The following is a 17,992-nucleotide window of genomic DNA, read 5'->3' as shown; positions in this document are numbered from 1 at the left end:
ACAGAAAGAATGTTGCTTAATCTCAGTTCTGTGGTACGATAAAAACTTATGCCGTTATCCTATGCCAATCTACAGCGACTTGTGGCGATAGTGCTCACAGTCATTGTGGCTTTAAGCGCCCAAGCGTGGGCGAGCCATGTAGATTGGCCGGCGTTCGACGGTGAGACGTACTCGCACGTAGAATCAACCGCCGTAGATAATGCCGATACTGGCGTTAGCGCGGACCATAATGACCACTGTAGCCATGCGTCCGCTCATTTAGTTGGGATACAAAGTGACGCGCCGGACATGGGGCTTCGTGGAATGTCGTCGCGTAACGGGCGTCATCGCGATCTTTATCGCAGTTTGGCTCACACCCCCCTAGTCGACCCCCCCATAGGCTGAATCTTCTTCGCCGGGCGCTGCTTCATTGCAGGCGCCTCTTCTATTGCGATGAGGATTCACAATGTATCTCCCCCGTTTTCTCCCGGGCAAAGCTGCCTGTGGACTTTGCATGCTATGGGTTTCGCTGTCCGCCTCCGCGGTCACGCAGATACCTCAACCTCTGACTATCAACGCGGCCCTGAATTGGGCGAGCGAATATAATCCGACGCTGCGTTCGGCTCGTCTGCGTATTCAACGCCTCGGTGGCGAGGCTATTCACGCGGATGTCCCTGTGCCATCTAATCCGCGCTTGGAACTGGAAGCCGGCCAGCGCGATCAGCCGAACGGCTCAAGCACCGACATCGGTATCCAGCTCAGCCAAGAATTCTGGATAGCCGGCCAAGGCGGTCTACGCGAAGACGCTGCGACAAGTAGGTTGGGCGCCGCTCGAGCTGATTACGATTTCCTGGCAGCCACGACGACGGCACGCGTGCGTGCGGCGTTCCTTTCTGTCTTGGTCGCGGAGCAGGCAGTAAACACCGCCGAGCGCGTCGTTGATACCAACGAGCAGCTCGAGACTTACGCCAAGAAGCGTCTTAACGCAGGCGCGGGTACCCGAATCGAATCCAATGCGGCACGTCTTGGGTTGCAGCGAGCACGTGCGTTCGCCGCTGCGGCCCGGGATGCGGCGACCAACTCGACTTGAACTCAAGGATCTGCTCGCGATCGATCCCACGCGCCGGCTCGCCATTAAGGGAGATCTGAGTTTTGCGCTGCTCGATATGCCAAATCGTGATCGCTTGTTGGCGCGCGCCGTCGAGCGGCGCACGGACTTGCAGGCCGCTGCGTCGCGCGTGATTGCCGCACGGAAAGAATTGTCACTAGCCAATCGCGAAATCATACCGAACCTCACCGTGTTCGGTTTTTACCGCGAAGAAGCGGGTGGTCGTGACAAAGGCGGCTCGGATATTACTGGCGGCGGTATCGGTTTCGAGCTGCCGCTGCTGGATCGCTATGAAGGCGAGCGCCAGATTGCGACTGCGGAGCTAGCGCAGGCCCAGCTCGATCAGGACAACCTTCAGCGCGAGGTTCGACTTCAAGTGCTTTCGGCCATCAGCGCATATGAAGCCGGACGAGAACGAGCAGATGCGTTGAGTGATGCGGTTTTGGAGGCCGCGGAGAGTTCTCTCGAACTCACCCGGCGCTCATTCGCAGCCGGCAAGGTCGGGGCAACCGCGATCACCTCTGCCCAGAACAACCTATTTGACGTGCGTCGCGATTATCTCGACGCGCTCGGAGCGCTGGTTACGGCCGGTACCGATCTCGAGCGCGCCACGGGTGGCTTGCTCGTGATGGACAGCCGCGGAGCATCGCAATGAACAGACACGAACTCATGAGTTATTTCCGAATTCCCACACTACTGCTCTTTGCCGCGCTCTTGCTGACGGGCTGTGATTCCTTCAGTGCCGGAGCCGACAATTCACGAACCCCCGAAACGTCCAGACAGCCAGCAGAACGCGGCGAACAAAACGGCCATGACGAAGCCGGGCATGCCAGTGATGAACACGATGACGTCGAAAAAGGCGAACTTGGGTCTGACCACGCTGAAGGCGAAAGTGGCCATGACGGGCACGGGGAAGAAAATCCGGACAGCGTTAAGCTCAGCGCGGAGCAGTTTCAGCAACTCGACATCGCCATTGGCCAAGCCGAAACCGGTACAGCGAGTGCGTCGATCCAAGCGCCAGCGACGCTACATTTCGATGCCGACCGCGTCGCTCGTGTGGGGCCGCGACTGCAAGCCAAGGTAGTCAAAGTAACGGCGGACCTTGGTGAAGCAGTATCGCGTGGTGAAACGCTTGCAGTACTCGACAGCGTCGCCTTAGGCAAGGAAAAGGCGGCATATCTCACAGCGGCCGCACGCTTTAACACGCGCCAGGCCGCCTACGCGAGAGACCGCAAATTGGCTGCGGATCAGATCGTGAGCGATTCGGATCTCGCTGAGTCTCGTGCCGCATACGAACAAGCCAAGGCCGAACGACGTGCCAAGCGTGCCGAACTCAAGCTCTACGGCCTCGACAATGCGGCGGTCGATGCAATTCGCAGTGGTGGGGACGAGCCTTTGTCGCGACTTGAGTTGGTTGCGCCTCGCGACGGCGTTGTCGCGAAACGCGATCTGGTTGCTGGCCAAACACTTGGTGCTAACGAAACACCGATCCATGTCGTCGATAACACACGGATGTGGTTGATGATCGATGCTGCGGAGCAAGCGCTGCCGTACTTAAAAAAAGGTCAGAAAGTGAGTTTCACGGTACGACCATTGCCGGATGAAAGCTTTATAGGGGTGATCGACTGGATCTCGCCCCAGCTCGACGAACAGGCCAGAACGGTGCGTGTGCGTGCCGTCGTCGAAAACCCTGATGGTTTGCTTAGAGCCGGCATGTTTGCCGATGCCGATATCGACGCCGGGGCGTCTAGCGGTAAGCGCTCACGTATAGCGCTTGTTCCCGTGGATGCCGTGCAACAGATCGGTGAGCGTGAAGGCGTGTTTGTGCCCTCCGAACACGAGGGTGCTTACACGTTTCAACCGGTAAGTACCGGCGCAGAAAACCAAGGCCAGGTAGAAATCCGGGAAGGGATTCGAGCTGGTGACACCCTGGTCGTGCGGGGCGCATTCGATCTCAAAGCTGCACTCACCGCCGGTGGCCGTAGCGCCGCACACGGTCACTAGGAGGGCGCCATGATTAACGCAATTATTCGCCTGGCGATGGCGAACCGGCTCATGGTGCTCGTCGCAGTTTTCGCGCTGGCAATCGGCGGCTATTTTTCGCTGCGTGCACTACCAGTGGATGCTTTCCCGGACGCGACGCCGGCCCTCGTGCAGGTATATACCGCTAGCGAGGGCCTGTCGCCGGTGGACATTGAAACGCTGGTCTCCTATCCGATTGAGATCAGCATGTACGGATTGCCCGGTCTCGAAAAAGTACAGTCCACGTCCATTTTCGGGCTATCGCGGGTTGACGTCTACTTTGAAGACGGCACGGATATCTATTTTGCCCGACGGCTCGTGAACGAGCGGCTTTCGGAAGCCCGTCGCAACATCCCAAGTGGCCTAGGTGAGCCACAACTCGGTCCTATCACGACAGGACTTGGTCGGATTCTCATGTATACAGTCGAGAATGAGGGAGGCGCGGACTATTCGCTTACAGAAAGACGTACAGCCCAAGACTGGCTGATCAAACCACAGCTGCGTACGGTCGATGGTGTGACTGGCGTGCTCTCGATCGGTGGTTACGAAAAGCAGTATCAAGTCCGCCTGGACATGAGTGCGATGACGGCCCGCGGCTTGACGCCGGCCGACGTTCGCGAAGCGCTACAGCGCAACAACCGAAACGTCGGCGCTTCATTCATCGAGCGCGGCGGCGAGGAATACATTATCCGCGGGTATGGTTGGGTCTCTTCGGGCGAGCAGGGTTTGTCTGATCTGCGCAACACCCGAGTAGACACGCGCAATGATCAGCCGGTTTATATCCGAGATATCGCCGAAGTCAGCTACGGGCGAGCGATTCGACGTGGTGCAGAACTCGCCAACGGCGAAGAATCTGTTGGCGGTTACGTTCTCAAGCTGATCGGAACGGATACCCAGCGCGTCCTCGAGGATACGAATGCAAAGCTCGAGGAAATCAATAAGTCGTTGCCGGACGGTATGGTCGCCAAAGTCTACTACTCTCAGGCCGAGCTAGTAGACAAGGCGATCAATACGGTCGTCGAAGCGCTTTTAATTGGCGCCGTACTAGTCCTGATATTGCTGTACTTGTTCCTTGGCAACTTGAGATCGACACTCATTGTCGTGTCGAGCGTACCGCTGTCGCTACTTGTAGCATTCATTGCTATGCGCGTGTCCGGCTTGTCGGCGAACTTGATGAGCCTCGGCGGGCTGGCAATCGGCATTGGGATGATGGTCGACGGCTCGGTCGTCATGATCGAAAACATCTTCCGGCATTTTGAGGAACAGGACCTCAAGACCGCGAGCATGGCGGATTTGATTGGTGCCGCGGCTCGAGAAGTTGGGCGACCGATCGTTTTCGCGGTCGCCATCGTGATCATTGTCTTCCTTCCGTTGTTCACCCTGCAGGGCGTCGAGGGAAAACTCTTCTCGCCCATGGCTTACACGATTAGCTTCGCGTTGGCCGCAGCTCTGTTGCTATCCCTCACACTCGTACCCGTGCTGGCAATACTGGCATTCCGACGTGTTACCACGATGCGGGAGCCGCGGTTTGTGTCGTGGATGAAGGCCGGTTACCGCCCGATGCGCGACGCCGCGCTAAAAGCACCGATCGTTGTAGTAGGGACAGCGCTCATCTTATTCATTGCGAGTCTCGCTGTTTTTCCGCAATTGGGTACTGAGTTCATCCCGACCCTACGGGAAGGCACATTCATGGTTCGCTCCACACTGCCACCCGGGGCGAGCCTGGATTCCGCGATTGCGTACGGCAAGCGGATACAGGATACCTTCGGCGAATTCGACGAAGTTACCGGCGCCTATTCACGTGTCGGTCGTGCTGAAGTCGGCGGCGATCCCGAACCGGTCAATGTGGTCGCAACGACCATCAACCTGAAACCCCTCGATGCCTGGCGAAGTGGGCGTTCTTACGAAGGTCTTCAGAACGCGATGTCCGAGCGCCTTCAAGCGCGCGTTCCCGGGTTGGCGAATAACTTTTCTCAGCCGATCCAGCTTAGAACCGATGAATTGCTCTCAGGCGTTCAAGCACAGCTCGTGGTCAGTATCTTCGGCGATGACCTCGACAAGTTAGCTGAGGTCGGCCAGCAGGTCGCCGAACTCGCGCGTAATACCACCGGTGCTGTGGATGTGCGTGTCCAGCAGCAGGGCGGCAAACAGCAGATCGTCATAAAGCCAGACCGCGAAGCCTTGTCGCGTTATGGAATTAGCGTGGACGACGTTTTGAACACCGTGTCCGTAGGGGTCGGGGGCACTTCCGTCGGCCAGGTCTTCGACGGCGTGCGGCGGTTCGATATTTTCCTACGGCTGCAGCCGAACCAACGTGAGCGGATCGATGCGATTCGAGACCTGAATCTTCGGACACCTGGCGGCGCGTTGATTCCGCTGTCACGAGTGGCGAACGTGGACGTCTATACCGGTCCCAAGCAGATATCACGATCGAACGCCAGTCGACGTCTGTATGTGCAGATGAACGTTCGCGGGCGGGACATGGGCGGCGTCGTAAACGATCTGCGTGCCGGTATCGATCGCGACATCGATATGCCGCCCGGTTATTTCGTTGACTTCGGCGGCCAGTTCGAGAACCAACAAAGGGCCATGAAGCGCCTTTATCTCGTCGTACCCGTCACGATGGCGCTGATCTTTTTGTTGCTCTACAGCGCATTCTCGAGTCTGCGCTATGCGGCGCTGATCTTTTTGAACGTTCCGTTCGCAATCATCGGCGGTATCTTCACGCTCTGGTTGTCGGGACTGTATCTATCCGTGCCCGCTGCTGTTGGCTTTATCGCGGTGTTCGGCGTAGCCGTTCAAAACGGGGTCGTGCTGGTTTCCTATATCAATCAGTTGCGTGATCACGGTATGGAGCTTGATGAAGCAGTGAGCACCGGCGCAGAGCATCGGCTCCGACCCGTACTCATGACGGCCCTCACAGCGATTCTGGGTTTGATTCCACTGCTCATGGCCAACGGTATCGGCTCCAACGTGCAACGGCCTTTGGCTGCTGTGGTGATCGGTGGTCTCGTGACTTCAACGCTCCTGACGCTACTGGTGTTGCCGGCCGTGTACCGCTGGTTCGCCGAGCCACGGCGCGAAGTTGAGTTGTGAGGAGGACTGACCATGAAGGAAACCCAGAGCCTTCCGACTCAAAATCCGCTCGAACACTCGATTTTGGGGCAAGTGGCTACGCTCAAAGCGCAGCGAAGTACCGCGAGGAATTTTCACGAATGCATCGGCGGTGTAAATGGTGCTGTGGAGCGAGTTGGTAGGCCTGGTCCAGATACCCATGCGCTAGACACACTTATTACGCCCAAGGTCGTTGGTGCCACTGGGCCTATGTCGCCTCTTGTCGAAGATATCGCAAGCCGCATGTGGCGAGAGGTTTCGGCTGGGCTACAAAGGCATATCTCACGCGTTCTGGGGTGGTTGCGATGCTAGCGGGCAAATCCTTTGCACACCGTTTACCGCGTCTGCGTGTGACGACCCCAATGCTCGCAGTGGTCGTGGCGTTATTCTTGGTGAGTACCGGCAATAACTCATTTTGGAGTGCGACGGCAAGCGCCGCGGAAATTTCTTGGAGGGAAAACTTCAGGTTTGCTGTGGCAATCTTTGTGATGCTTGTCGCAGCTTTCACATTAGTTATCGCACCATTTGGCTTCCGTTTTCTGTTTAAGCCGGTTATTTCGGGTCTGCTTATCCTGGCGGCCGTGAATAGCTATTTCATGGATACCTACGGTGTTGTGATTGATGACGGAATGCTGCGCAACACCATACAAACCGACCCTAGGGAGGTTGACGGTTTATTGAGCCCGGTTTTGTTTTGGCATGTGTTATGGGCCGGAGTTTTGCCGGCGTTGGTTGTGTGGTGGGTTCCCGTGCGCTATGCGACTTTTCCTAGACAATTGGGTCGGCAAATATTGACGATGGCGCTAGCTTTAGCAGTAGCCGGGGCGGCACTTTATAGCCATTACAAAGAATTTTCACTAGTAGGGCGCGAAAATCGAAATTTACGTTATTTGATTAATCCGAGTTATTCCATTTACTCGGCTGGAAAGTTGCTGGCTGCCGAGTTAAGTGCCGGTGAGGCGGCACTTCGGCCATTGGGCCGCGACGCCTACCAACGACAGCATAGCTCACCCGGCGGCAAGCCAAGGCTCGTGGTTTTCGTTCTAGGGGAAACGTGCGTGCTCATAACGCTACCTTGGAAGGTTATGAGCGGAGGACCATGCCGCTCATGGCCCAAGAAGAGATTGTCAAGTTTGACAGCGTATATTCCTGCGGCACTGCTACTGCAGTGTCTCTGCCCTGTATGTTCTCGCGCCAAAACCGCAGCAGTTATGACGAGTTCGTGTCGGATAACAGCGAGAATTTATTAGATGTCCTGAAACACGCCGGGGTACGTGTGCTATGGCGTGAAAACAACTCCGGCTGCAAGGGCGTTTGCGCCAGGGTAAAAACACAAAACACAGCTCAGATGGACGTGCCTAATTATTGCAATGAAGATGGCTGTTTTGACGAAATTTTATTGTATCGGCTGGATGAATCGCTAAACGAGCCCTCGAGAGACACTTTCATTGTGCTTCATCAACAGGGCAACCACGGGCCTGAATACTACAAACGGTACCCGCCTGAGTTTCGCAAATTCCAGCCTGAATGCCGTAGCAATCGCCCGCAGGATTGTAGCCGCCAAGAGCTGATAAACGCCTACGACAACGCCATTTTATATACCGACTTCGTGCTCTCTAGGGTTGTGAAGTTTCTAAAAAGGAACTCCGATCGCTATGCAAGCGCGATGATTTATATGTCCGACCATGGCGAGTCGCTCGGTGAGAGTGGCATTTACCTGCACGGCTTACCTTACTTAATCGCGCCGCACGAACAAACCCACGTACCGCTGATGGTTTGGACCTCATTTGATTTTAGGAGCGAGCGAGGGCTCGAGCGCAAGTGCATGAGGCAGATGAGTGACGACGAGTATAGCCAGGATAATTTGTTCGACACGGTTCTAGGTCTGTTCGCGGTACAGACACAGGTCTACCGGCCCGGGCAGGACATTTTTGCTGCATGTCGCGCCATCGCCTTGACAGGTCGGTAGGTTTGTTAGGAGAGGCCACCCATGTCTGATGTAACTTCAGATCAGCATCCCTTGGCCGAGCGGCTGTTACGGCCCATACGCCGCTTCGCGGCGTATGGGCCATCCAGCGGCATTGTTTTGGTTATTGCTACTGCGCTCGCGCTGCTATGGGCCAACTCTGCGGGATCGTTATTACCAGGCTACGCAGACTTTTGGAACACCGAGCTTTCTCTTCGTCTGGGCGATGTAGAGCTGTCACTTTCGCTCCACGAATGGATTGATGATGCATTGATGGCGCTGTTCTTCTTTCACGTCAGTCTCGAGGTAAAGTACGAATTTCTTCGCGGTGCGCTGTCCACCCGAGACAAAGCGGTCCTGCCAGTGGTAGCAGCGCTAGGCGGCATGCTAGCGCCAGTCGCAGTTTTTCTGATTCTTAACCTACGGCGGGGGATCCCGGGGGATGGGCCGTACCAATGGCGACAGATGTCGCCTTTGCTATTGCGCTTCTCACCCTACTAGGCAAACGGGTGCCCCCGAGCTGGCGGGCATTCCTACTGGCACTTGCGGTTATCGATGACGTCGGCACGGTTGCCGTGATAGCCCTGTTCTATTCGGCGAAGATCACCATTATTCCATTGCTCGTGGTAGCTTTCGGGCTAGCTCTCGTTTACGCGATGCGCCGTGCCGGGGTCCACGCATTTTTAGTTTATTGGTTGGTTGGCGCTGCCATCTGGCTGGCGATGGAGAAATCCGGCGTTCATCCGACCGTTGCGGGCGTCTTGCTCGGGTTCTTGACGCCGCTTTCCGCGCCACGCCATACGCATTCATACAATGAACAGGCCGCTGAACGCATTCCACACCTATTGCGCGAAGCCTCGTCCTCAAAACGTCGGCTCCTAGAAGAACTGGAACGCGTTAGGCGAGGCGCATTATCGCCGCTGAATATCCTGCAACATCGCCTAGAGCCGTGGGTGTTATTCCTGATCATGCCGGCGTTCGCGCTCGCCAATGCAGGGGTTGATCTGAGCGAAATTGTCTCGCTGATAATGCCAGCCTATGGGTTCTAGTCGGGAGCGGCGTCGGTCTGGTGGTTGGCAAACCTCTTGGCGTTGTGATGGCCGTACGGCTGGCCACCCTCTCGTCCCGGACAAAACTCCCGGATGGACTCTCTTGGTCAGCTCTGACCGGTCTGGGGCTTCTCGCCGGCGTTGGTTTCACTATCGCTTTATTCTTGACCAGCCTTGCGTTTACAGATCCGGCGATCGCATCGGCCGCACGCGTTGGCATTTTGGCTGGCTCCTTAATCGCCGCATTGGCGGGGCTGGGATTACTTTGGTTGGTTTTACACAAGAATGATGAAAATCGGGTAGCGCAGAGCAAACACGTCGCGTGAGCTGTACGTAACGGCGGTATGACCGAGCTACTACGGTCACCAGTCACGCCAACGGCACACATCTGCGAACTCAAGCTAGCAAAAGGAGACTGATGGTGAAGGAAATCAAGGCTTATGTACGTGAAATCATGCTCGAACAGGTGATTTCAGAGCTGGCTCATATTGAAGGCATACCAGGAATCGCCGTGGTGCATCTACAAGAATATGGCCACGTTCAGGATGGCGGGTTAGAGCGGGTCAAAATGGCCAAGCTCGAAGTCGATGTGCCGGAATCACTTGCTAGGACAGTGGTTGACGCAATCGTGGCCAGCGGACGCACCGGCGACGGCCATCCAGGCGACGGGAAGGTATTCATATCGGACCTACGGGACGCCATTCGAATTAGCGACGGTCATCGCAACGAGGCCGCAGTGCAAATATCGCCGGAATCGGGGAGCTCAAATGAGTGAACATGACCATAGCGGGCATAGCCATAGCGGTAGCACCAAACTGCTGATCGTATCGCTGGTATTTACGAGTGCATACGCTGGCGTCGAGGTGGCTGGTGGCCTTTGGGCCAACTCACTGGCCCTGATTGCCGATGCGGGCCATATGATCACCGACTCCTTATCTCTCGGAATCGGCGCTTTTGCGGCATGGCTAAGTCAGCGTCGCGCTTCAAAAACCCTTACGTATGGATATGCACGCGCTGAGGTTATAGGAGCGCTCGTCAACGTTCTGTTCATGCTGGGTATTGTGGTGTGGATTGTTTTTGCCGCTTTCGAACGACTTGCAAATCCACAGGAAGTTGGCGGAACGACCGTTATGATCGTCGCTTTCATCGGCTTACTCGTAAATGTTGCCGTTGCGTGGATTCTGATGCGGGGCGAAAAAAACATGAACGTGCGGGCCGCGTTGTTGCACGTAATGGGTGACTTGGCGGGTTCTGTAGCGGCGTTGCTGGCGGGCTTCATCGTTTACCTCACCGGCTGGCTGCCGATAGACCCGTTGCTTTCGTTATTAATCAGCCTTCTGATTGGTTTTGCGAGCATAAATATTTTACGCGACGTCATGCGAGTCCTTATGGAGGGCTCACCTAGCGATGTGGATATTGACGAGTTGAAGCAGTCCATGGGCGAGATTAGTGGTGTCGTTGAGGCGCACCATATTCACGTCTGGTCTCTATCGTCGAGTCGTCACGCCTTATCGGCACAAATCAAACTTGATGAGATAGGTGAATGGGATGCGGTCCTACCGCGACTACAGGCCCTGCTGGGTCGGCGCTTCGGCATTCAGCACAGCACGTTACAGCCGGAATCTGGCTCGCGCAGCATCCTTGAAAATCGCGGCAAGAACGTTGATGGGAACGGTTCATCATGCTCAGGCAAGCTTTAAGAACTACATCGACGCTCTTACTTTTTGTATTTATGTTGACCCCAGTTTTATCTCGCGCTCAAGAACCTGAAATCACGGTCAGTAGCAAAGCTTATAAGAGACAGTTCAAAACCATGCTCCAGCGCGCCGAGGAGGGCGATGCGAACGCCCAGAATTCCGTTGGCGGTGCCTTTGCCATGGGCGACGGTGTCGTAGAGGATGATGAGGCCGCGTATCGTTGGTTGCGCAAAGCGGCAGAACAAGGCCACGCTGCGGCTCAATACAATCTATTCCTCTTGTCGACTCAGAAGAGGGATTCGGAGAATACGCTCGAAGCCCCAGTCAAATGGTTACAAAGGGCCGCCAATCAAGGTGTCCTTCAAGCGCAATTTCGTCTCGCAGAGTTTTACCGACAAAGCCGTGTTAAGCACAAAAAACGGCGGGAGCGCGCGGCCATGTATTACGCCATGGCCGCTAAACAAGGTCACGCGTCTGCGCAATTTTATTTGGGCTGGTGCTACGACAAGGGTGTTGGGGTCACTCAGAATGAGTCGAAAGCGGCGCGGTGGTACTTGAAAGCTGCGAAAAAGGGGCAGGTCGATGCCCAAGTGAATCTAGCCGTAAACTATATCGACGGTCGAGGGGTCCAGAAAAGCCAAGCGCAAGCACGGAGATGGTTTTTGCGGGCAGCGCAACAAAATTCTGCGATCGCACAATATAACCTCGGCAAACTGTCTCAGGCTCGTGCGAGTTCACGGGGTAACATCATCGAGGCATATGTCTGGACATCGTTGGCAGCCGAACAAGGACTTGGTGCGGCGATTCGCGAACGCGAGCTTCTCCGGAGTTTGATATCACCTTCACAATTGAGCCGAGCACAAGCGCGCGTTCGACGTTGGAGTAAGATTAATTCCGACAACGCTCAATTTGACCTTCAGCTGGAAAGCCGGCGTAGTTTTCCGGTCACTGAACCAATATCGGGGCTCGAAGCGCTGTTGCCTAAAAAGGGCAAAGCTGACAGCCAGCGATAGCGCGAGAGCGGAAAAAATTGATTTTTTAATCCGATAAAATCTGGGATGGGCCCCCACGGATTTCTTAAGATGGGCTGTTACACATGCCGAACCAAGTTCGGTGGTTTCAGACACCCTAAGCGCATGAAGGCGCTCTATCTGAGCACACTCGTTTTAAGCACCCGTTGGCCGAGTCGATGCTCGAGGCCGAAGGTACGCACGAGCTGGTGCGGTGCATTCGCTTGTGTGGACGTTGCGAACGAAGTTCCCTGGCCGTCGTTGCGATGAGTCGTTGCAACGAGTGCAAGCGCGCTTCGAAACCGGCAGGCTTTGATCACCGCGCGCGATTACGTGCCGAAATTCCGCGCCTGCCACGGCGCTACCTTAAGGACGACCGGGAAGATGATCTATCTCAACCGTCAGCACTCCGGCTACGTCGTCAATCAAAAGCGTGTCGAACGACACTATTCCGAGCAACGTCTAACGTACCGATCTTTGGTCAATAGTCGTTTTTCGCATCTAACTACTACGCGTGGAAGGCCGCAAAGACGGCCATTCGAGTCTTTGGACTCTTCGTAAAATATTATTCAACCGAAGTATGGCTACAGCGGCGATGGTCTTTACTGCCGTGTTCGGTGTCGCGGTACAGAACGGCGTGGTGATGGTGTCCTATATCAACCAGCTGCGACAGCAGGGCACGTCTATGGCCGACGCGGTGCGTATCGGCGCCGAGCATCGCCTGCGCCCGGTCCTGATGACCGCGCTGACCGCGGTCCTCGGGCTGATTCCGCTGCTGCTTGCCGACGGCATCGGCTCCAACGTGCAGCGGCCGCTCGCGGCGGTGGTGATCGGCGGGCTCATGACTTCGACGCTGCTCACACTCATCGTGCTGCCCAGCGTCTATCGCTGGTTCGCCGAACCGGATACGCCGGTTCATCTGTAACCGAAACCCGCGTGGCCGCGGCTTGCCAGATCAAGCCGCGGCCACGAGGACGATATGAAGCCTTCAAAACCGGCAGGAAAGAGGGCGGTCGCGCTTGGCCTTGTATGGATATACATAGCCAAATGAAGCGACTGGCGTTGCCGTAGCCGACACGATGGGTTAAAAACTCGCCATGTTCGAATTACTTACCGCCATTATCGCGCTCGTTCCCATAGGCTGGAGCCATCACCTCATCGCGGCCCATACGCGCTATGAAATAGTTACGCGCGGTCTGCTGATCCTGGTCGGTCTGGGCTTTGGCGCTATCTGTATGCGGTATGCGGCCGACAGCACGCTGGCACGCTGGAGCCTGTTCGTCGCCGGTATGGGCGCCGTGCATACGCCAGCGGCGATCGTGCTCACGATCAAGCAACTCAAGCGTCGCGGTTACTGAATGTAACGAGGTGAATGGCTCGTTCTATCAACATAAAACCCGAAACGCATGCAGCTCCTTCGCGAAGGCCATAGCTGCATTACGGGAATGTGTGTTGATTTAACCGGAAGCCAAGACGCGTCGGGAACGGGTATTCAATCGCTGAAGACCAATGATTGTCGTGGCCATTGCCATGGCAGACCAGCCGAAGCCTTCACCGGCAAGACCGAGCGCGATACCGCCCAGCGCCAGGCAAACAGCTACAAGCGTGAGTATCCAGGAAGCCAGGCGCAGTTGCCGAATAGTGAGCAACATTGGAAAACCTCCAAACGATAGACAGATCGAATCCAAGAGGTCGATGCGGGCGCGTGTAAAGGCTCGCTTCGGCCGCCAACCGGACAGACGTTGAGGCCTCATGTTCAGAGAGCAAGTCGCTGCCAGCGGCATTTATTTCGGCGGCGTGCGTCGTTGCTGAAGTCCGCGGACCCGTTTTTCCAGGCGCGTTTAGCAGCCCGAGCTGCGTACTACGTAAGTGCGCATTCGCCGAGTATCGGCTAACAGATGGAATCCATTTAGAACGGCCGCAGGTCTCGACGGCGCGTCCCATCAACAGCCGAACTTGGATAGCATCGCGCGCGGGCAGGCGTTGCCAACGCCAGGACCGTATAGAAGTGTTTGAGCCTAGGCCTTGGGGCAACGTTACACACTGGCTGAGGGGTGGGCAGCGATGCGATGAGGCGGCCGGCGTAATATAATATTTAACATAATATACATTATGCACAGTGATACCCGCGGCTCAGATTGTCGGCCGAAGTCCTGGACACCGTCTGGCTTAAGCTCGATCAGATCGTCACGCAGCTGGAGCTCTCCGAAGCGACGTTCTATCGCTGCCGCTGGATCAACGCGAGCCGGCCAACGCAGCATTGTTTTCGTTGCGAACCCGGAACACCAGGCAGTAAAGCACCGGCACCACGCCGAGCGTTAACAGCGTGCCCACCGCCAGGCCGAAAGCAAGCACGCTCGCCATGCCGTAGAACAACGCATCGTGGAATACGATCAACGGCAACAGACCGAGAATGGTCGTAATCGTGGTCATCATGATCGGGCGCAGGCGGCGTACGCAGGCCGCTACCACGGCGTTGTAGGCCGGCGTATTCTTGGCCCGCTCGATCTCGATCTGGTCGAGCAACACAATGCCGTTGTTCAACAGGATGCCGGCCAAAGCGTACAGGCCGAGAATTTCCATGAATCCGAAATTTGCCTGCATCGCATACAGGCCGATGACGGCGCCAATAACGAGCAGCGGCAATGTGGCGACGATGATCAATGGCCGTCGATAGCCGTTGAACTGGATGACCAGGAGCAGCAACATCGCGCCGACACATAGCGGAAAATTGGCCGACAGTGCGGCCTGACCCTCGGCTGAGTCTTCGACCACACCATCGATCTCGATATGATGATGAGGCGCGAGTTTCGTACCGATCTCATCCAGGCGACTCTGGACCCGCGGCAGCATGTCCTCAGCCGATAGTCGGGTATTGCGCGCCTCCACAGTGACCGTGCGAGCCATGTCTTCGCGCGCGATCACGCCAAAACGCGGCACGAGAGTGAAGTCCGCAATCTGAATCAGCGGCACGCTATGCCCCTGGGATTGCGAGAACACGGATAGCGACTTCACCCGATCCAGGTCGTGACGCTCCGCATCGGCCGCGCGCAGCACGATTGGAAAGATATCGTCGCCTTCGCGGAATTCGGTAATCGATCGGCCATCGAAATACTGACTCATCGAACGTGCGACATCGGCTGAGGTCACGCCGGCTCGACGCGCCCTGGCCTGATCCACTTCAACGCGAATGGCGTCGATCCGGTTTTCCCAGTTATGGCGTATATCGATGGTATTCGGAATCGTTGCGAGCAGGCTTTCGATACGACTGGCCTGCGCATAGATATAGTCTGCGTCGGGACCCTTGATCTGTATGTCGAGCTGGCTCGAATCGCTGGGCCCGAGAAACATACGCTTGACCCGGGCCCGCGCCGAAGGCAGCTCGGCATTCAGGGCCGCGCGAATTTCGCGCTCGGCGCGATCCATATGTTCGTACTCGCCGATATTGACGACCATGAATCCGCGAAAAGGCGCCGGATCGACCGGCGTGAGCGACAGTACGAAACGCGGCCCCCCAAAGCCGACATAGGCAGCCAAGTCGCGCACATAAGGGAATCGCTGCTCATCTCCAACGATGGCCATCATGTGCTGGATCGTGTCATCCGTGGCGGTACTCGGCGAACCAGCCGGCCGATCGACATACACCAGGATTTGCGCACGGTCGGAGTCCGGAAAGAACTTCGCCGGCGCGTTGCTCAGACCGACGATCGAGATAAACAGGAGCGCGAGCATGGCGACGAGAAACATAGCCGGCCACCGCATTACGCCGCGCAGAAGCCTCTCGTAAAGACCATTCATGCGCCGAAACAAGCGTTCCGAAAACCCCGAATTTTCTGTCGTCGGGCGCCCCCCGCCGTGCGAATCGACCTGAATGAAGCGATAACACAGCAATGGCGTCAGGCCCATGGCCAGTAGCCAGGACATGAGCAGTGTGATGAGGATCACAAGTGATATCGAGCGCGTGTATTCGCCGGCCACGTGCTCGGCCAACATTAATGGCAAGAACACCAGAATAGTGGTCAGTGTCGACGATAGCAGCGGGAACGCCATCTGATCGCCCGTCTGCTTGAGGACGTCGTCGCGGTTGGCGCCCTCCTCCAGCCGTCGCTTGAAGTCCTCAGCAATAACAATGCCATTGTCGACCAGCAGGCCGAGCGCGATCACCAGCGTGGCCAGGCTCGTGCGCTGCAGCGAAATCTCGAAAAAACCCATGACCGCGAGGCTGGCGAGCATGACGGCCGGCACGATCGAACCTACGATCAAGCCGGTACGCAGACCAAGGAACAGAATGACCACGGCGAGCACGATGGCCAGCGTCTGCAGTACGTTGACGGTCACGCCATAAACGGTCGTAGCAACCTGCTCGGCCTGGTAAGTCGCGATATCCAATCGATAGCCGGCCGGCAGATCGTGCTGCAAGGTGCCGATCATCTTCTTAACGTCTGCGCCGTAGTCGATCACGCTATTGCCGGCGAGCATCGCGATCGAGAACACGAGCGCCGGCCGACCGTTGTAGTAGGCTTTTTGATCGGGCGGTTCGAGATAACCGCGCTTGATCGTGGCGATATCCTGTAGTGGAACCACACGGTCGCTATCCGGCAACGGAATCAACGTCTCGCGAATCGAGTCGAGATCCTCGAACTGGCCGGTCGGCTCGATCGCGAAACGGCGCCCGCCCGTATCCACGGCGCCGCCGGGCCGAATAATGTTCTGATCGGCCAGCGTAGCGATCAATTGTTCCGGATCCAGCCCCATTTCCGCCAGGCGGGCATTAGTCGTCTCGACATAGATACGTTCGGGCTGGGCCCCGAGAATATCGACCCGTTTGGTGTTCTTGACCGTATAAAGCTGGTCGCGAATATGCTGCGCCATGTCGAACATCTGCGACATGGAAAAATCATCGGCAGTGAGCGCTGCGGTGACCACTGCGACGTCTCCGAAATCGTCGTTGACCTGGGGGGCGGAGGCCCCCTCCGGCAAATCGTTGCGTACCGCTTCGATCTTGTGACGCATTTCGTCCCAGATCTGTTCCAGATCGAAATACTTGTCCTGAATTTCAACGTGAATGATCGATGTGCCCGGCATCGAGGTGCTCCGGATCTGCTCGACCTCCGGAACCCTGGCGAATCGCTTCTTCGAGCGTTTTCGTGATCAGTAGCTCGACGCGCTCTGCCGACAGCCCTTCAAAATAGGTGGTGACGACGGCCTCACGAATCGTGATCTCCGGATCTTCGCGCGTTGGCAATGAAAAATAGCTGGCTACGCCCGCCACATTGGCCACCACGACCAGCATCAGCACGACCGGCCAGTAGCGAAGCGCGAGTTGACTGACGTTCATCGCCGCTCGCCGCTACTCGTTGAATTGGCGCGCCCCCACGCCAATGCGTGTGACAGCCTGACCTTCGTGCAGAAACGCGACGCCCTGGCTAGCAACGATCTCGCCCGCTTCGAGACCCGCGCTGATCAATGCCTTGTCGCCGCTGATATCGACGATGGTTACCGGGCGGCGCGCCAACCGGTTATTGTCACGATCAACGACATAAACGAACGTACGCTGATCCGCGCCCTGACCGAACGCCGTTACCGGAATCTGGACGCGTGCGGGCTGGGCCAACGTCGCATCGGCGAGTCGCAGCGTGACTTCGGCCGTCATCCCGGCGCGCGCTGACGGCGCCGGTTTAGGTATCGCCAATGTTACCGGATAGGCGTTACGGTCGCCGGCGTCGGTAGCCAATTCGGTGATTTGCGCCATCATCGGCGTCTGCGGTGCAACGGCTAGCGTCACCGCATGCATCGCGTTGCGATCAAGCGCGTTGATTAATGTCTCCGGCGCCGACACCACCACTTCCATACCGTCATCGCGGCTCTGAATTTCGAGCGCGGTTTCTCCGGCCTGCACGCGCTGAGCTGGTTCGACGCGCCGCCGGGCCACGGTACCGGCATACGGTGCGATCAGCCGAGTATCGTCCAGATCTTCTTCGGCGATATCCACGCGCGCCTGCGCCGTGTCCACTCGGCTTCGGTCGCTAGCTGTGTAAACCCACCAG

17 protein-coding genes and 1 pseudogene are annotated in these 17,992 nt (G+C 56.8%); 14 read left to right on the top strand and 4 right to left on the bottom strand.

The window, feature by feature from the left end; genetic code table 11:
* Positions 1–445 precede the first annotated feature (445 nt).
* The 14 genes and pseudogenes from SSPSH_RS18615 (at position 446) to SSPSH_RS17320 (ending at position 13,303) form a co-directional block, all read left to right on the top strand.
* Positions 446–1,069: a TolC family protein gene (locus SSPSH_RS18615; RefSeq protein ID WP_021031962.1), complete on the top strand. Its 624-nt coding sequence runs from the start codon at positions 446–448 to the stop codon at positions 1,067–1,069.
* A gap of 97 nt (positions 1,070–1,166) precedes the next feature.
* Positions 1,167–1,742 carry a TolC family protein gene (locus SSPSH_RS17365; RefSeq protein WP_161627860.1) on the top strand — a complete coding sequence of 192 codons (576 nt, stop codon included), beginning with the start codon at positions 1,167–1,169 and terminating at the stop codon, positions 1,740–1,742.
* Positions 1,739–3,091, top strand: a complete 1,353-nt coding sequence (locus tag SSPSH_RS17360; protein ID WP_006912613.1) for an efflux RND transporter periplasmic adaptor subunit — start codon at positions 1,739–1,741, stop codon at positions 3,089–3,091. Before SSPSH_RS17365 ends, SSPSH_RS17360 begins: the two co-directional genes overlap by 4 nt.
* Positions 3,092–3,100: 9 nt before the next feature.
* Positions 3,101–6,205 carry an efflux RND transporter permease subunit gene (locus SSPSH_RS17355; protein WP_021031960.1) on the top strand — a complete coding sequence of 1,035 codons (3,105 nt, stop codon included), beginning with the start codon at positions 3,101–3,103 and terminating at the stop codon, positions 6,203–6,205.
* A gap of 323 nt (positions 6,206–6,528) precedes the next feature.
* Positions 6,529–7,152 (top strand): annotated as a pseudogene (locus SSPSH_RS19975) (phosphoethanolamine transferase domain-containing protein); the annotation flags it as partial.
* A 125-nt stretch (positions 7,153–7,277) separates the two neighbouring features.
* Entirely contained in the window at positions 7,278–8,192 is a 915-nt protein-coding gene (locus tag SSPSH_RS18200; protein ID WP_275450715.1) for a phosphoethanolamine transferase, read from the top strand.
* A 21-nt stretch (positions 8,193–8,213) separates the two neighbouring features.
* A complete protein-coding gene (locus SSPSH_RS18195) occupies positions 8,214–8,690 on the top strand; it encodes a Na+/H+ antiporter NhaA (protein WP_021031958.1) in 477 nt (158 codons plus the stop codon).
* Positions 8,645–9,238 (top strand): Na+/H+ antiporter NhaA, encoded by a 594-nt coding sequence (locus tag SSPSH_RS18190; protein ID WP_021031957.1) that lies wholly within the window; start codon positions 8,645–8,647, stop codon positions 9,236–9,238. Before SSPSH_RS18195 ends, SSPSH_RS18190 begins: the two co-directional genes overlap by 46 nt.
* A 20-nt stretch (positions 9,239–9,258) precedes the next feature.
* Positions 9,259–9,564: a Na+/H+ antiporter NhaA gene (locus SSPSH_RS19970; RefSeq protein WP_161627857.1), complete on the top strand. Its 306-nt coding sequence runs from the start codon at positions 9,259–9,261 to the stop codon at positions 9,562–9,564.
* 92 nt (positions 9,565–9,656) lie between these two features.
* The gene (locus SSPSH_RS17340; RefSeq protein ID WP_006912609.1) at positions 9,657–10,013 is read left to right on the top strand and encodes a P-II family nitrogen regulator; all 357 of its coding nucleotides are present in this window, start codon (positions 9,657–9,659) and stop codon (positions 10,011–10,013) included.
* Positions 10,006–10,938, top strand: a complete 933-nt coding sequence (locus tag SSPSH_RS17335; RefSeq protein ID WP_006912608.1) for a cation diffusion facilitator family transporter — start codon at positions 10,006–10,008, stop codon at positions 10,936–10,938. The genes SSPSH_RS17340 and SSPSH_RS17335 overlap by 8 nt, the downstream gene beginning before the upstream one ends.
* A 32-nt stretch (positions 10,939–10,970) precedes the next feature.
* Positions 10,971–11,948, top strand: a complete 978-nt coding sequence (locus SSPSH_RS17330) for a tetratricopeptide repeat protein (RefSeq protein ID WP_006912607.1) — start codon at positions 10,971–10,973, stop codon at positions 11,946–11,948.
* Between the two features lie 511 nt (positions 11,949–12,459).
* Positions 12,460–12,870, top strand: coding sequence for an efflux RND transporter permease subunit (locus SSPSH_RS17325; RefSeq protein ID WP_420852602.1), 411 nt, complete (start codon positions 12,460–12,462; stop codon positions 12,868–12,870).
* A 172-nt stretch (positions 12,871–13,042) separates the two neighbouring features.
* Positions 13,043–13,303 carry a hypothetical protein gene (locus tag SSPSH_RS17320; protein ID WP_006912605.1) on the top strand — a complete coding sequence of 87 codons (261 nt, stop codon included), beginning with the start codon at positions 13,043–13,045 and terminating at the stop codon, positions 13,301–13,303.
* 99 nt (positions 13,304–13,402) lie between these two features.
* Here SSPSH_RS17320 and SSPSH_RS17315 read toward each other — a convergent pair whose 3' ends face one another.
* The 4 genes from SSPSH_RS17315 to SSPSH_RS17305 all read right to left on the bottom strand — a co-directional run.
* Positions 13,403–13,597 carry a hypothetical protein gene (locus tag SSPSH_RS17315; protein ID WP_021031954.1) on the bottom strand — a complete coding sequence of 65 codons (195 nt, stop codon included), beginning with the start codon at positions 13,595–13,597 and terminating at the stop codon, positions 13,403–13,405.
* Positions 13,598–14,180: 583 nt separating this feature from the next.
* Entirely contained in the window at positions 14,181–17,030 is a 2,850-nt protein-coding gene (locus tag SSPSH_RS17310; protein WP_021031953.1) for an efflux RND transporter permease subunit, read from the bottom strand.
* Positions 17,002–17,283, bottom strand: coding sequence for an efflux RND transporter permease subunit (locus SSPSH_RS19735; RefSeq protein WP_021031952.1), 282 nt, complete (start codon positions 17,281–17,283; stop codon positions 17,002–17,004). Before SSPSH_RS19735 ends, SSPSH_RS17310 begins: the two co-directional genes overlap by 29 nt.
* Positions 17,284–17,295: 12 nt before the next feature.
* On the bottom strand, positions 17,296–17,992 hold a 697-nt coding region (locus SSPSH_RS17305; protein WP_021031951.1), incomplete at its 5' end, for an efflux RND transporter periplasmic adaptor subunit.

The organism is Salinisphaera shabanensis E1L3A, from assembly GCF_000215955.2.
Lineage (GTDB): Bacteria > Pseudomonadota > Gammaproteobacteria > Nevskiales > Salinisphaeraceae > Salinisphaera > Salinisphaera shabanensis.
This window is presented reverse-complemented; position numbering and strand designations above follow the sequence as displayed.

Bases quoted from the DNA above. Each gene is read 5' to 3' on its own strand.
- SSPSH_RS18615 (WP_021031962.1), top strand. From the start codon at position 446: ATGTATCTCCCCCGTTTTCTCCCGGGCAAAGCTGCCTGTGGACTTTGC.
- SSPSH_RS17310 (WP_021031953.1), bottom strand. From the start codon at position 17,030: ATGCCGGGCACATCGATCATTCACGTTGAAATTCAGGACAAGTATTTC.
- SSPSH_RS17330 (WP_006912607.1), top strand. From the start codon at position 10,971: ATGTTGACCCCAGTTTTATCTCGCGCTCAAGAACCTGAAATCACGGTC.
- SSPSH_RS17340 (WP_006912609.1), top strand. From the start codon at position 9,657: ATGGTGAAGGAAATCAAGGCTTATGTACGTGAAATCATGCTCGAACAG.
- SSPSH_RS17360 (WP_006912613.1), top strand. From the start codon at position 1,739: ATGAACAGACACGAACTCATGAGTTATTTCCGAATTCCCACACTACTG.
- SSPSH_RS19735 (WP_021031952.1), bottom strand. From the start codon at position 17,283: ATGAACGTCAGTCAACTCGCGCTTCGCTACTGGCCGGTCGTGCTGATG.
- SSPSH_RS17335 (WP_006912608.1), top strand. From the start codon at position 10,006: ATGAGTGAACATGACCATAGCGGGCATAGCCATAGCGGTAGCACCAAA.
- SSPSH_RS18195 (WP_021031958.1), top strand. From the start codon at position 8,214: ATGTCTGATGTAACTTCAGATCAGCATCCCTTGGCCGAGCGGCTGTTA.
- SSPSH_RS17320 (WP_006912605.1), top strand. From the start codon at position 13,043: ATGTTCGAATTACTTACCGCCATTATCGCGCTCGTTCCCATAGGCTGG.
- SSPSH_RS17355 (WP_021031960.1), top strand. From the start codon at position 3,101: ATGATTAACGCAATTATTCGCCTGGCGATGGCGAACCGGCTCATGGTG.
- SSPSH_RS17315 (WP_021031954.1), bottom strand. From the start codon at position 13,597: ATGTTGCTCACTATTCGGCAACTGCGCCTGGCTTCCTGGATACTCACG.
- SSPSH_RS18190 (WP_021031957.1), top strand. From the start codon at position 8,645: ATGGCGACAGATGTCGCCTTTGCTATTGCGCTTCTCACCCTACTAGGC.